At 31.9% G+C, this 15164-nt stretch carries 12 protein-coding genes; 5 read left to right on the forward strand and 7 right to left on the reverse strand.

Annotation, left to right across the window (positions count from 1 at the left end; all coding sequences use genetic code 11):
• Positions 1 to 139: 139 nt before the first annotated feature.
• Positions 140 to 1513: a glycine--tRNA ligase gene (locus RWQ74_RS04950; protein WP_314397180.1), complete on the reverse strand. Its 1374-nt coding sequence runs from the start codon at positions 1511 to 1513 to the stop codon at positions 140 to 142.
• A gap of 380 nt (positions 1514 to 1893) precedes the next feature.
• Between RWQ74_RS04950 and RWQ74_RS04955 the strand changes: the two genes are divergently transcribed.
• Positions 1894 to 2586, forward strand: coding sequence for a type II CAAX endopeptidase family protein (locus RWQ74_RS04955; protein WP_314397181.1), 693 nt, complete (start codon positions 1894 to 1896; stop codon positions 2584 to 2586).
• Between the two features lie 9 nt (positions 2587 to 2595).
• Positions 2596 to 3756, forward strand: a complete 1161-nt coding sequence (locus RWQ74_RS04960; RefSeq protein WP_314397182.1) for an MFS transporter — start codon at positions 2596 to 2598, stop codon at positions 3754 to 3756.
• Between the two features lie 150 nt (positions 3757 to 3906).
• On the opposite strand, the gene RWQ74_RS04965 is transcribed toward RWQ74_RS04960, so the two are convergent.
• The 6 genes from RWQ74_RS04965 to RWQ74_RS04990 form a co-directional block, all read right to left on the reverse strand.
• Positions 3907 to 4236, reverse strand: a complete 330-nt coding sequence (locus RWQ74_RS04965) for a hypothetical protein (RefSeq protein ID WP_314397183.1) — start codon at positions 4234 to 4236, stop codon at positions 3907 to 3909.
• Between the two features lie 475 nt (positions 4237 to 4711).
• Positions 4712 to 4933, reverse strand: a complete 222-nt coding sequence (locus RWQ74_RS04970; RefSeq protein ID WP_314397184.1) for a hypothetical protein — start codon at positions 4931 to 4933, stop codon at positions 4712 to 4714.
• 84 nt (positions 4934 to 5017) lie between these two features.
• Positions 5018 to 5917 (reverse strand): Rpn family recombination-promoting nuclease/putative transposase, encoded by a 900-nt coding sequence (locus RWQ74_RS04975; protein WP_314397185.1) that lies wholly within the window; start codon positions 5915 to 5917, stop codon positions 5018 to 5020.
• Between the two features lie 214 nt (positions 5918 to 6131).
• Positions 6132 to 7169 (reverse strand): M42 family metallopeptidase, encoded by a 1038-nt coding sequence (locus RWQ74_RS04980; protein WP_314397186.1) that lies wholly within the window; start codon positions 7167 to 7169, stop codon positions 6132 to 6134.
• 233 nt (positions 7170 to 7402) lie between these two features.
• Positions 7403 to 8269: a class II fructose-1,6-bisphosphate aldolase gene (gene fba / locus RWQ74_RS04985; protein WP_314397187.1), complete on the reverse strand. Its 867-nt coding sequence runs from the start codon at positions 8267 to 8269 to the stop codon at positions 7403 to 7405.
• Positions 8270 to 8639: 370 nt separating this feature from the next.
• Positions 8640 to 9539 carry an RluA family pseudouridine synthase gene (locus tag RWQ74_RS04990; protein ID WP_314397188.1) on the reverse strand — a complete coding sequence of 300 codons (900 nt, stop codon included), beginning with the start codon at positions 9537 to 9539 and terminating at the stop codon, positions 8640 to 8642.
• A gap of 268 nt (positions 9540 to 9807) precedes the next feature.
• On the opposite strand from RWQ74_RS04990, the gene uvrB reads away from it, so the two are divergent.
• The 3 genes from uvrB to murF all read left to right on the forward strand — a co-directional run bounded on the left by uvrB (position 9808) and on the right by murF (position 14632).
• Positions 9808 to 11808 (forward strand): excinuclease ABC subunit UvrB, encoded by a 2001-nt coding sequence (uvrB, locus tag RWQ74_RS04995; protein WP_314397189.1) that lies wholly within the window; start codon positions 9808 to 9810, stop codon positions 11806 to 11808.
• A gap of 386 nt (positions 11809 to 12194) precedes the next feature.
• Positions 12195 to 13262, forward strand: coding sequence for a D-alanine--D-alanine ligase (locus RWQ74_RS05000; RefSeq protein ID WP_314397190.1), 1068 nt, complete (start codon positions 12195 to 12197; stop codon positions 13260 to 13262).
• A gap of 8 nt (positions 13263 to 13270) precedes the next feature.
• A complete protein-coding gene (murF, locus tag RWQ74_RS05005; RefSeq protein ID WP_314397191.1) occupies positions 13271 to 14632 on the forward strand; it encodes a UDP-N-acetylmuramoyl-tripeptide--D-alanyl-D-alanine ligase in 1362 nt (453 codons plus the stop codon).
• Positions 14633 to 15164 lie beyond the last annotated feature (532 nt).

A 15164-nucleotide genomic window follows, 5' to 3' on the forward strand; every position in this document is an offset into this window, starting at 1 on the left:
TTTTTAATAAAACAGGAACTTTTTTATTATTTATCTTTTAATTTAGATATTTACATAATTAAACGACAAAATTTTACCCACATACTTCCCTTAAATATAAAAATAAACACCCAGAACAAGCGTTCTGAGTGTTCATTTATTAGAATTTAATTTTTTCTTCAATATATTGTTTTAATTCAGCGATTGGAATACGAGTTTGTTCCATAGTATCTCTATCACGAACTGTTACCATTCCATCGTTTTCTGATTCGAAGTCGTAAGTGATACAGAAAGGAGTACCAACTTCGTCTTGTCTTCTATATCTCTTACCGATTGATCCAGTTTCATCGAAATCAACCATAAAGTCCGCTGCTAATTGTTGATATACTTCAACAGCTTTATCACTTAATTTTTTAGAAAGTGGTAAAACAGCAGCTTTATAAGGTGCTAACGCTGGGTGGAATTTTAGAACTGTACGAGTATCATTTTCCCCAACTTCTTCTTCGTTATATGCATCACATAAGAATGCTAGAAGAACACGGTCAACCCCTACTGACGGTTCGATACAGTATGGAATGAATTTTTCATTTGTAGTTAGATCTTGGTAAGTTAAATCTTGACCTGAGTGTTCCATATGTTGTTTTAAGTCATAATCTGTTCTTGAAGCAATACCCCAAAGTTCTCCCCAACCGAATGGGAATTTAAATTCGATATCAGTAGTTGCGTTAGAATAGTGAGATAATTCTTCTTGATCATGATCACGTAGACGGATATTTTCTTTAGTCATACCTAGGTCTAACAAGAATTTCTCACAATTGTTTTTCCAAGTCGTGTGCCAGTCTAACTCTGTTCCTGGTTCACAGAAGAATTCTAATTCCATTTGTTCGAATTCACGAGTACGGAAGATGAAGTTCCCTGGTGTGATTTCATTACGGAATGATTTACCGATTTGTCCAATACCGAATGGTAATTTTTTACGCATACTGCGTTGAACGTTTTTGAAGTTAACGAAGATACCTTGCGCAGTTTCTGGACGTAGGTAAATTTGGCTCGTAGAGTTTTCTACTACACCTTGGTTAGTTTTGAACATAAGGTTAAATTGACGAATGTTAGTGTAGTCATGACTACCACATTCTGGACATTTAATGTTTTCACGATCGATAATAGCTTCTAATTCTTCGAATGGAAGACCATCAACTACTATATCTTCATTTTTTTCATTGAAGTAGTATTCTTCGATAAGTTTGTCAGCACGAAGACGTGATTTACAAACTTTACAATCCATCATAGGGTCACTGAAGTTACCTACGTGTCCTGATGCTTCCCATGTACGTGGGTTCATGAAGATAGCAGCATCTAATCCTACGTTATACGATGATTCTTGAATGAATTTTTTCCACCATGCTTTTTTTACGTTATTTTTTAATTCAATTCCTAATGGACCGTAATCCCAAGTATTAGCTAATCCACCATAGATTTCAGATCCTTGAAATACGAATCCTCTATTTTTTGCAAGAGATAAAATTTTCTCCATTATTTTTTTCCTCCTAGTTTTAAAATATAAAAAGCCCTAGACATGCCATAGCACATCTAGGGACGAAATAATTTCCGCGGTTCCACCCTGATTAGTAAAAACTCAACTTTATCAATATTAATTTGTATTTAATGCCAATATAGTTGCTGAACTTTCACCATCATCAGCTCGCTTATTTATATTTTATTCTAACATTAATATTAAAAAGTTTCAAGAGAAATTAACAGAAAATTTCTGAAATTCCCTTAAAATTCTATTATATAAGTAGTTTATCATACTAAATTTGCTTAATATTTATATGGGATATTAAACAATAACAGTTGTATGTGTAAATTATAGGTGATATAATAGATACTAACAAAATAATATAAGGAGGGTTTATGAGATTTTCATTCACTCGTGGCAATGTTAGCCACTTACTTATTAGTGGATTAATATATATACTTGCAGTATTTATACTTCCGCTACAACTCCCTCGAAATATAACTATAGATAAACGTGTTATCATTGTTCTATTTCTGTCAATAACTGCTACAGTAATACTTAGTATCTTAGCTAGAAAAAATGCAAATGATATAGATAGACAAAAAAGCATATATAATCCTATTACATTAATCGCGATTGGAATTATTGGATTTATTTCAATGATGTTATTACAAGGTTTTATAAATGGTTTGTTAGTATACCTATCAAACTTTTTTAGTTTTGAAACTAAAAGTAGAAACACAAATAATGTCGTAGATATTATAAAAATGAAACCATATTTTATTCTCTATGTTGCGGTTCTTGGACCAATTATGGAAGAGTTGTTTTTTAGAAAAGCTGTTTTCGGTTACTTCTATGATGCTATGATTGGCAGTAAAGAATGGATAAGATTTACTATCCCAGCATTAATAACAGGTATTATCTTCGCTCTACCTCATGATGGTATCTCCGCTATTATGGTAGTTTATATCGGGATGTCTTTTGTGTTTAGTTTTCTATATGTAAATACTAGAAGTATACTTACGCCTATAGTTTCACATATTCTTATGAATAGCTTAGTAGTGCTAGTTCAGGTATATTTCTCATAGGAGGTAAATATGTCATCAAAAACTTGGTTATCTACAAACTACTTTTTACAATTTCTAGTTACTGGGACTTTTTTACCATTCTGGATGGTTTATTTAACATCTGTGAAAAACTTGAGTGTTTTAGAGGCGAGTTCGATATTTTCAATGCTATTTATCGCAAGGGTTATTAGTGGAATATTTTTAAGTCCATATCTAATAAAAAAATATAATATTGATATCACTTTAAAACTATCTGTAGGAATTGGATTAATTCTTGCTGTTAGTTACGGCTTTACAAATGAAAAAATTATACTTGGAATAATTACATTTTTATTCGGTATGATTTACTTCATGGTAAGTCCCCTAGTCGAAGGGCTAGCATCATTATTTTTACGTGAAGAAAATATAGATTACGGAAAAGCAAGAACATACGGTTCATTAGGATTTACGGTGATCGGTATAATAATCGGGGGAATTTTAGGTTACGTTGGTAATGGAGCTTTGTATTATATCCTAATATTCTTAGTAGCATTATATTTAGCATTTATGTTCTTACCACAACCAAAACTAGTTAAAAATCTAAGTTTTGAAGAATCGAAAACAAAAAAAGAAAAAGAAAGCTTATATGGTTGGGTATTGAAAGATAGAAATGCAATTTTACTTATTATCACTGTGTTTCTATACCAACTTTCACATACTGCATATAATAACTACAATGCACTATATTTAGAAAGTATGAATATATCAGCTAAGTGGCTTTCTGGTGTTATTCTTAACGTATCAGTTATCGCAGAAATAATATTCTTTATCTTCTCTAAAAGATTAGTTAAAAGAATCAAACCAAAAAATCTGATGATCTTCGCTGGTATTTGTGCAATTATTCGTTGGGGAGCATTAGCTATGTTCCACAACATATATGTTTTCACAATTATGCAGACATTTCATGCTATAACATTCGCGGTTGCTCATATCGCCTTTATTCTTATCCTGAATAAAGATTATAACAACAAAGAAATTATCGATATGCAAAATCTATATACAGCCATCTGTTTCCAACTAAGTATGGCAGTAGGACTGTATATAATGGGTGCTCTTTGGGATATTAGCACTTCATACGTATTCTACGCATCAGCAATCATCGCAGCTGTTGGAACAGTAGTCGCAACAAGAATAAAAACAACTAGACAATAGAAAAAAGACCACAAGACTTCAGATTATCATCTGAGACTTGTGGTCTTATTTACTCTTAAAATTCATTAGTTTAAAACAATCTATAGATAAACAAAAATAAAAAAGGAGTTTGAATTTACAAACATCCTTTTCTATATACTTGTATCAGTATTATTTAACTGCGTGAGTTTTTGGTAAAGTTCTTTGTCCTTTAGCTGATGCTTTAGGAGCTTTAGGTCCTTTTTCACGTAATACACCGTCTTTATCAACAGTTACGTTGTTTTTAGCTTCAACTTTTTTGATTTGTTTAGCAGTTAAACTAGCATCAACTTCTTTTTGAGTTACATCTGTAAGTTTGAAATCTGCTGAGTTGTCACCATTGCTAGCACCGTCAAAGTGGTTTGGTCCAGGTGCTACTGGTTGGAAATTATCTGCAGCTAATGCTACTGGTGCTGCGAATAGAGATGCAGCGAATACTGATAATAATACTTTTTTCTTCATAGTATTAAATCTCCTTTTAAATAATAATTTTTTGATTTTTATACGACAGATTATCGTATATAGTTATTATATTTATTTTTATATCAAAAGTCAAGTTTTTTTCTTAAGTTTTTTATTATTTTTCCTTAAAATGTAATAGAAAAGTGCTATTAATTAACCGTTTTATATTTTTTATATAGTATTTATTTTAAAGATAAACCTTTAGTTACAACTTACGTAAACAACTTGAACTTTCATTTAACTAAACTAAATATTACATTAAACTACGTATTATTCTTCATACTTATTTTATTAATTCACTATCCTACACTATCTTATCGTATAAAACTACTAATAAATTAGTATATGAAGCCCCATTATACTATTGTTGTCTTGTTACTTTATCATACATACGTTTTTCCTCCTTATTCCAGTTTCTAAGATTTAATAAATTATCTACTTGAACAAGGAAATAAGAAATTAAAACTAGAAGTTATTATAAATATTTGTCTAAGTCCTCGATATTAACTTTTAATTGTTCTGCAGCTACCTCCGCAGAAATATAACCATTTTTCATTAGAGTAATAACAGCTTCTTCTCTGCCTTCTGCCCTTCCTTCTTCTATTCCTATAGCAAGCCCTTCTACTCTGCCTTCTTCCTGTGCATAAGCTAATGATGCCCAGTAATGATCTTGTTGTCTTGTTACTTCATCATACATACGTTTTTCCTCCTTACTCCAGTTTCTAAGATTTAGTAAATTATCGGCTTGGATAATGAAATAAGGAACTAAAACTGGAAATTTTTATAAATATTCATCCAATTCTTCAATACTAATATTTAGCTTTTCAGCAGCTACTTCCGCAGAAATATAACCATCTTTTATCAGAGAAATCAGCGTATTTCGTTCTTGCTCTTTCCCTCGTTCAATCCCTTGTTCAATTCCGAGTCTCATACCTTCTTCCTGTGCATAAGCTAATGATGCCCAGTAATGATCTTGTTGTCTTGTTACTTCATCATACATACGTTTTTCCTCCTTACTCCAGTTTCTAAGATTTAGTAAATTATCGGCTTGGATAAGTACATCATCAGGTTTGCTTGTGTACTGTTTGTTTCCAAAAAATTCCAGCCATCTAATTTTCTTATAATCATTGTTTAAATTCTCTTTGTATTTTTTAAGTTCTAAAAATACTATTTTTAATAACGGAATGTCTTTCGTATTATTTTCTACGTACATTTTCAATTCTGTGTTTCTAGTCTCTTCTTTGATTAAAAAAGTACTTATAGCTTCGTCACCGTCAAAATAGTTTTGATCAACTATGGCTGCCACATAAACAGGTGGTAATTTTTTATAAATTGCCAACTTCTCTTCTTCTTTTTGTTTTAACCTCTCAAGATTATCATTAACCTGCTTACATAAATATGCCCAAATTCGATTAATGAAAAATACTTGTTTAGCAAGCTGAACTTCGATAATTACCTGTGCATGATTATCTAGTTCAACAAGAATATCAACTGCTATATTGAAATCAGTATCTACATTGCTATTTGCCGTGAATATTTGATTTCCTTCTATAAGCTTCGCACTTTTTGCAGGTAATTCGAAAATATCTTTTACAAATTGCAGTGCTACAGTTTCATTACGAAATACTTTTTTAACAACTAAGTCATAAATAGGTTTTATATTTTTATGTCTTTCTCCCATTTTTATACGCCTCCCTTGCGCTGTTACCTAAAGTATATCATATATAAATAATTTATGCGAATATTAATTAACACAAAAAAAACTTTAAACAAGGGAATTACTCAAAAATCTCATTTTCTAAAAAATCGATTTGATCATCCCCCTGCAAAGTTTATTATATATCTAAAATGCTTATTAAAAAATTACCATTATTTTTTCTCAACTTAATTCACACTTATTTTATTAATTCACTTCGTAAATATACATCTACCATCTTGTGAGTTTGCTCTACCGAGTCAATATGTGTTCTTTCGTATGAATGACTTGATTCTATCCCTGCTCCTAGAAGTGCGTGTTTCACCTCTGCTCCTGCTCTCATCGCAGCTGAAGCATCACTTCCATAATATGGATAAATATCTAATTTATATTGGATATCATTTTCTTTTGCTAGCTGAACAAGATGATTGCGGAATTGATAATTATACGGACCACTAGCATCTTTTACACATATTGATACTGTATATTCATCTGTTTGCTGGTCATCTCCCATAGCTCCCATATCAACCGCAAGGTATTCTACAGCTTCTTTTGGAATATTAGAGTTAGCTCCATGCCCTACTTCCTCAAAAACACTGAACATAAAGTGTGTTGTGTAAGGTAACTCAATATTTCCTTCCTTATATTTTCTTAGTAAGTCTAATAAAATCGCAGCACTGACTTTATCATCTAAGAAACGACTTTTTATAAATCCTGTTTCTGTAATTATCGTACGAGGATCAAAACTTATAAAATCTCCAACATCAATACCTAAATCACGTGTTTCCTGCTCATTTCTTACTTTAGCATCTAGCCTTACTTCCATATTATCTTCTGTACGTTCTGCTGTTCCTGCATCTTTATATACATGCGTACTAGTTTGATGAATTAAGATAGTTCCACTAACAGTTTTTCCTGTGCTGGCTACATGAACAAGGCAGTTTTCGCCTTCTATCATATTCCACGGATAACCACCGATTTTAGCCATTTTTAAGCGACCGTCTGCTTTTACCCCACGCACCATCGCTCCTAATGTATCTACGTGAGCTGTTACGACACGGTGTTTATTATCGTCCTTACCTTTAACGATTACATTTACCCCACCTTTGTTAGTGCGAATCGCTGTATAACCTAGTCTCTCTATTTCCTCTACTATGTAATCTGCGACTTCTCTCGTATACCCTGTTGGTGAAGGAATGCTAGTAAGTTTTTTTAAATAATCTATTGTTTGTTGCATAGAAATACTCCTTTATCTAAAATTGTATATAAACAAAAGGGAGTGACTCAAAAATCGTGATTTTGTAGAAATCGATTTTGTCGAGTCACCCCCGCACAGTTTATTAGATATCTAAAAAGCTTTCATAAAGCGAATTTAGATATCAATAAACCACTGCGTCTATGAGTTATCATATACACTTTTTTTTAGTTCAGGACTTTTGGTTCAGCCCTTTCTATAAAATTGCGTAGTTATTATGCTTTGTTTCTTGAACCGAAGATATCGATTTTTTCGTGAACCATAGCTTTAATAGCTTCAAATCCAGGGTTTAATAATTTACGAGGGTCGAATCCTTTAGGTTTAAGGTCTCCACCTTCTTCAACGTATTTACGTGTAGCTTCAGCAAATGCTAATTGACATTCAGTATTAACGTTAACTTTAGATACTCCTAGAGAAATAGCTTTTTGGATTTGGTCAGTTGGAATACCTGAACCACCGTGTAATACTAATGGAATACCATCAGTGATTTCAGCGATTTTTTCTAATGTTTCGAAGCTTAATCCAGCCCAGTTTTCAGGGTATTTACCGTGAATGTTACCAATACCAGCAGCTAGGAAGTCAATTCCTAAGTCAGCCATTGTTTTACATTCGTTTGGATCAGCTAATTCACCAGTACCGATAACTCCATCTTCTTCGCCACCGATTGAACCAACTTCACACTCGATTGATAATCCTTTAGAGTGAGCTAAAGCGATCATTTTTTTAGATTTAGCAATGTTTTCTTCGAATGGATAGTGAGATCCGTCGAACATAACTGAACTAAATCCAGCTGCGATAGCTTTTTGAGTTCCTTCGTATGAACCGTGGTCTAAGTGTAATGCAACAGGAACTGTGATGTTCATTTCTTCAACCATAGCTTCAACCATAGCTGCAACAGTTCTGAAACCAGTCATGTATTTAGCTGCTCCTTCACTTACACCTAAGATTACTGGACTTTTTGCTTCTTCACAAGCTGCTAAAATTGCTTTTGTCCATTCTAAGTTATTGATGTTGAAATGCCCTACTGCATATCCTTCTTTTCTTGCTTTTACAAGCATGTCTTTTGCTGGTACCAATACCATGTTATTTGTCCTCCTTAAATAACTACTAATATATATATTATAATACTACACTTTTTAGAAAAAATAAACTATTTTATTTAATAATTTTCAATTATGTATGTTATTAACAAAATTCTTATATATTAATTCCTCTATTCTTTATTATCACAAGGTTTTATTGATAACGTATACATATTTAATTTAATAGTTTTTTTTTAAATTAATCCTATAATTTTGTTCTTTATATTTTAAAAATTTTTACTTTTTTAATTTTGAATAAATATTTTTTACATTATACATCTATACTAGCACAGTATTATCTTTTTATAAGAAAATCACCTCAAAGTTGGCATCAATTACCAATATTTGAAGTGATATGTTATAAAGTATTCTATTTATCTAATTTAGACATTGTTTCAATCATATACTCTGGAATTTCTGTTTCAAAGTATAGATGTTCACCAGTAATTGGGTGATTAAATTCGATACTTTTCGAATGAAGTGACTGTCCATTTGTATTTAATGTTTTTCTTGGACCATATACTGGATCTCCTACTAATGGGTGGTTAATATATTTCATGTGTACCCTAATTTGGTGAGTACGTCCAGTTTCTAATTCACATTCGATAAGTGTATATTTCTCAAATCTATCTATAACCTTAAAGTGTGTAATAGATGGTTTACCCTCATCGATAATAGCCATTTCTTTACGTTCTTTTGGATTACGAGCGATTGGCGCATCGATAGTCCCATAGTCGTGCTTTATACTTCCGTGTACTAGAGCGTAATATTTTCTCTTAACATCTTTATTCGCGATCATTTCTGATAATTTAACGTGTGCTTTATCATTTTTCGCAACGATTAATAATCCTGACGTATCTTTATCTATTCTGTGAACAATACCAGGTCTGATAGTACCATTAATACTTGAAAGTTCACTGTGGAATAATAAGGCATTAACCAATGTTCCATCCTTATGTCCTACTGATGGATGAACAACCATCCCTTTAGCTTTATTTACAATGATTAAATCATTATCTTCATAAACAATATCCACTGGTATATCTTGTTTTACAACGTCTAACTCTTCAGGTTCTTTGTAATCAATAGTAATAACATTACCTTCTTTTAATTTATAATTAGTTTTAATACTATTCCCATCTACTTTAATATAACCTTCAGATATTAAGTTCTGAATATTTGTTCTAGAAACATCTGTTAATTCTTGTTGTAAAAATTTATCAATTCTCTCACTTTTCGGTGAAGTATATATAATTTTTTGTGTATCCATTACTTCCTCCTTTTTTCATACTATACTATCTTAACATATACACTCGAAAAAACAAAATAAAATATAGTAGAAATGTACAAAATATGATGTTTTATAAATATTTTCAACTTGATATATACAAATTAATAAAAATTAAATAATTTCTTTCACTTTCCCTATTTTTCTTTCTATATTATAATATTTATTGAAAGAATTAATTAACCTTTTGTGTGAGTTATTTTATCTATACTACTAACTTACAGAATAACCTATTTAAGGAGTGAATTTTTTGGAAATTAATAGATTACATGTTGATTTTGACCTTCAGAGTAAGTACGACCCTAAAGGGGATCAGATTAATGCGATTGCCGAACTTACGGAAGGTTTAAATAGTGGTGAAAAATATCAAACATTACTTGGTGCTACTGGTACAGGTAAGACATTTACAATAGCTAACATAGTGAAAAATGTAGGAAAACCTACCCTGGTTCTAGCTCATAATAAGACATTAGCTGGACAATTGTACAATGAACTTAAAGAATTTTTCCCGAATAACCGCGTTGAGTATTTCGTTTCATACTATGATTACTTCCAACCAGAGGCATACGTTCCATCTACAGATACATATATAGAAAAAGATTCATCTGTTAATGATGAGATTGATAAACTACGACATAGTGCAACATCTTCATTATTTGATCGTGATGATGTTATTATCGTGTCAAGTGTCAGCTGTATATATGGTCTAGGTTCGCCAGAAGAATATTCATCGCTAGTACTTTCATTACGTGTTGGTGATGAAATTAATCGTAATAAAATAATGGAAAAGCTAATCAGCATTCAATATATGAGAAACGATATCGAGTTTACTCGTGGTAATTTTAGAGTCCGTGGTGATGTAATTGAAATCTTTCCAGCATCTCGTAGTGAAAACTCTGTTCGTATAGAAATGTTCGGCGATGAAATCGATCGTATTCGCGAGATTAATTCCTTAACTGGTGAAGTATTAAGTGAACTTGAACATATCGCAATATACCCTGCCAGTCACTTCGTTGCTGGTGATGAAAAGACTAAAGAAGCAATTAAGAGGATACGAGCTGAACTAGAAGAAAGATTAAAAGTTCTAAATATGGAAAATAAACTTCTAGAAGCTCAACGTCTTGAACAACGTACTAACTACGACCTTGAAATGATGGAAGAAATGGGGTTCTGTTCAGGGATAGAGAACTACTCTCTTCATCTTACACTTCGTGAACCCGGTAGTACACCATATACACTACTAGATTACTTCCCAGATGATTGGTTATTAGTAGTCGATGAATCACACGTTACCCTTCCTCAGGTTCGTGGTATGTTTAATGGAGATAGAGCTCGTAAACAAGTACTTGTTGACTATGGATTCAGATTACCGACCGCGTTGGATAACCGTCCTTTGAACTTCGAAGAATTCGAGAAAAAACTTAATCAAGCTATTTTCGTATCAGCGACCCCAGGAGATTTCGAATTAGAGAAAAGTACAAAAATTACTGAACAAATCATTCGTCCTACAGGTCTACTAGATCCAATTATCGATATTCGACCTGTTAGCGACCAAGTATTCGATATTACTAAAGAAGCTGAGAAGATTATCGCTAAAGGAGAACGCGTACTTATCACTACCTTAACGAAGAAAATGGCAGAATCGCTAACAGCTTATCTGAAAGAAAATGGTTTGAAAGTAGAATACCTACACTCTGATATTAAAACATTAGAACGTACAGAAATAATTAGAAATCTTCGTCTTGGTAAATTCGATATACTAATAGGTATCAACTTACTACGTGAAGGTCTAGACATTCCTGAAGTATCTCTTGTGGCTATTTTGGATGCTGATAAAGAAGGATTTTTACGTGGAGATAAGGCATTGCTTCAAACCATTGGACGTGCTGCACGTAATGCGAATGGTCGTGTAATAATGTATGCAGATAATATTACTCGAAGTATGAGAAAAGCAATTGATGAGACAAATCGTCGTCGTGAAATTCAAATGGCATATAACGAGGAACATGGTATTACCCCACAAACTATTATTAAAGATATTCGTGATTCTATCAGCGCTAAGAAAGAAGTCGCTAACGATGAAGAGATTCTTGAACTTGAAGAAACTGCAAATATCAACGATAATAATATTGAAGAACACTTAGCAGAATTAGAACAACAAATGTTTGCTGCTGCAGAAAAATTCGAATTCGAACAAGCGGCAAAACTTCGTGATACTATCGCAGAACTAAAAGAAAAATATAAGATATAGAACACCAACTATAAAATTTAATCACAAATATAAAACTATACGACTAAAGTATTTTGATTTTTTTAATCAAGTAGCTCTAGTCGTATTATTATCTAAAATAAAATTTTGAAAGATTCTCAACTTAAGTTTCGAAGAAAAAATTAGTTTCAACTTAAAATTTCAGTGTTTTCTTTGACCTAGAATTTGCTTTGCAAATTAACTAAATTAAATTTTTATTGTATATAACTTACAAAATTACTCTACTTTCAATTTTTTATGATATAATAAGATATACTAGTTTTGATTAAGAAAATCAAAACTAATTATAACTTGTATCAATTCAACATATATAAAATTATGCTAAAAAATAGATTGATATAAATTTTTATTTCTTAGGAGATTTAAACATGACAAAACAAAATATCGGAATTGTATATGGTGGTAAAAGTGCTGAACACTCAGTATCACTTTTAACAGCGAAATCAATTATTAACGCAATAGACAAAGAAAAATACAATGTATTCCCTATCTTTATCTCATTAGAAGGTAACTGGGCACGTGGTGAAAAAATTACATCAGAAGTAACTGATCAACACAATTTAGTTTTTTCTAACTTTGATAATGATATTAGTGGATTATTATTTGAAGGTGGACGTAAATTCGATATCGTCTTCCCTGTTCTTCATGGACCAAACGGTGAAGATGGAACAATCCAAGGATTACTAGAAATCATGGACATCGCTTATGTTGGTAACAACGTACTTTCAAGTGCAGCTGGTATGGACAAAGTAGTTATGAAGCAATTATTTGCTGCTTATGACCTTCCACAACTTCCATACATTCATTTTATCGAATACACTTGGAAAAACAAAAAAGAAGCTCTTATCACTGAAATTAATGAAAATCTTAAATATCCTCTATTCGTAAAACCTGCTAACTTAGGTTCTTCAGTTGGTATTAGTCGCTGTAACGATGAAGCTGAATTAGTAAAAGGTATCGAAGAAGCTCTTAAATTCGACAAAAAAATCGTCGTTGAGCAAGGAGCTGTAGGTGCTAAAGAAATCGAAGTTGCCGTTCTTGGTTACAACGAAGTCAAGACTACAGATCCTGGTGAAATCGTAAACATTTCTACTACTGATTTCTACGATTACGAAACTAAGTATACAGATGGACAATCACGTATGGATATTCCAGCGCCAATAGATACTACTCTATATCCTAAATTTAGAGAAATGGCAGCAACTGCATTCCGCGCAATCAGCGGTTCTGGATTAGTACGCGCCGATTTCTTCTACACTAAAGAAGGAGAAATCTTCATCAACGAAGTAAACACAATGCCTGGATTTACTCCATTCTCAATGTTCCCTTCTCTATGGGCAAACATGAACGTAAGTTACTCTGAAATTATCGAAGAATTATTCAAACTAGCTGTAGAGCGTTACGAAGATCGTAAAAACTTATTAACTGAAGAATAGGATTAATCATGAAATATTTAGTTAAAGATTTAGAAAAAATATTAAATGCCAAGAAAGCTAACATTACTAGTAATTTAGAAATTACTGGTATCGCTATTGATAGTAGAAAAGTTAAGCAAGGTGACTTATTTATCCCCTTCTTAGGTGAAAATGTCGATGGTCACAACTATATAGAAAGTGCCTTTGAAAAAGGTGCTGCAGCAAGTTTATCTTTAAAAGATGACTTTATTTCTGATAATAATATCATCTACGTTAATGATAGTTATGAAACAATTCAAAATTTAGCGAAACACTATCTAGAAAGTTTAAATGCCAAAATTATCACAATCACAGGTAGTAACGGTAAAACTACTACAAAAGATATTATTAGCAGTATCTTATCGACAAAGTTCAAAGTCCATAAAACACAGGGAAACTTTAATAACGAACTTGGAGTCCCATTAACTATTCTTGCTGCGCCTGAAGATAGTGAAATACTAGTTCTTGAAATGGGTGCTGATGGTTTTGGACAACTTGACTTCTTATCTAAATTAGTTGAACCTGATTATACAGTAATTACTAATATCGGTGAAAGTCACATTGAATTTTTCAAATCACGTGAAGGGATTGCTAAAGCTAAATTTGAAATTACTAATGGTATGAAGAAAGACGGATACTTTGTCTATAACGGGGATGAAATTCTCCTAAAAACATTAGTAGATTCTTCAGAGATTAACACAACATCATGTGGTGAGAACAGCTATAACGATATTATTCTAGAGAGCTACACAATTACACGTGATAAAATTGATTTTAAACTTAATATAAGTGACGAACAATACTTCACAAAACTAAAAGGAAAACATAATCTATATAACATTATGTTCGCAACAGCAATCGCAAGTAAAATCGGATTAACTAACGAAGAAATCCACAAAGCTATTGAAAACACTGTGGAAATAACAGGCATGCGCCTACAAAGCATCCCATACAAAGATGATTCACTAATAATCAACGATGCATATAACGCTAGCCCTACTTCTATGAAGGCCGGTGTTGATGTAGTAAGTAGTTACGACGACTTCGATTATAAAACACTTGTCTTAGGAAGTATGTTCGAACTAGGACCTAACGAAGTTAACTATCACGGTGAAGTTGGAGAATATATTTCTGAAAACACAAACGATATTGACTTAGTGATTAGCGTTGGTGAGCTAGCAGAAAACATTACTAGACAAATTAAAAATGACAAAATAAAAACACTACACTTCCCTACTACAGCAGAAGTTAGTGAATATCTAAAAAATAACAAACACAAAAACGAAGTAATCTTATTCAAGGCAAGCCGTTCTATGAAACTAGAGACTATTATTGAAGAGATAACGAAGTAAGAAAATATTTAAGAGCATTTACGTTTATTGAGACTAACGTAAATGCTTTTTTCTCTTAATTTAATAACTATACACATTTATGTAAACAAAAATAAGATTATAGATCAAATAGCACTCAATATTATCTCATCAATAATCTTATTATATATTCAAAATTTACATATCTCTCAAACATTTCCCCTTTTATTTTCAAAAGTAGAAAATTGTTAAAAAATAAATATTCTACACATTTCTCTAACGATACGTTGACGATTACTAAAAAAACTATCGATTTTATAGAAATCAAAATTTACATATCTCTCAAACACATCGTCCTTACAACCCTCAAAGAGAATGTTTGTAGAATTCAAAATTTACATATCTCTCAAATACCGTCTCGTTAATAATCATATCTCTATTTATTTTGTAGAATTCAAAATTTACATATCTCTCAAACTCGTTCAAGTCAACATCTATTTTAACTTTGTTTTGTAGAATTCAAAATTTACATATCTCTCAAACATTTCCCCTAAGTGTTTGTCTTGAATATGGT

The sequence above is a fragment of the uncultured Gemella sp. genome, assembly GCF_963525165.1.
Lineage (GTDB): Bacteria > Bacillota > Bacilli > Staphylococcales > Gemellaceae > Gemella.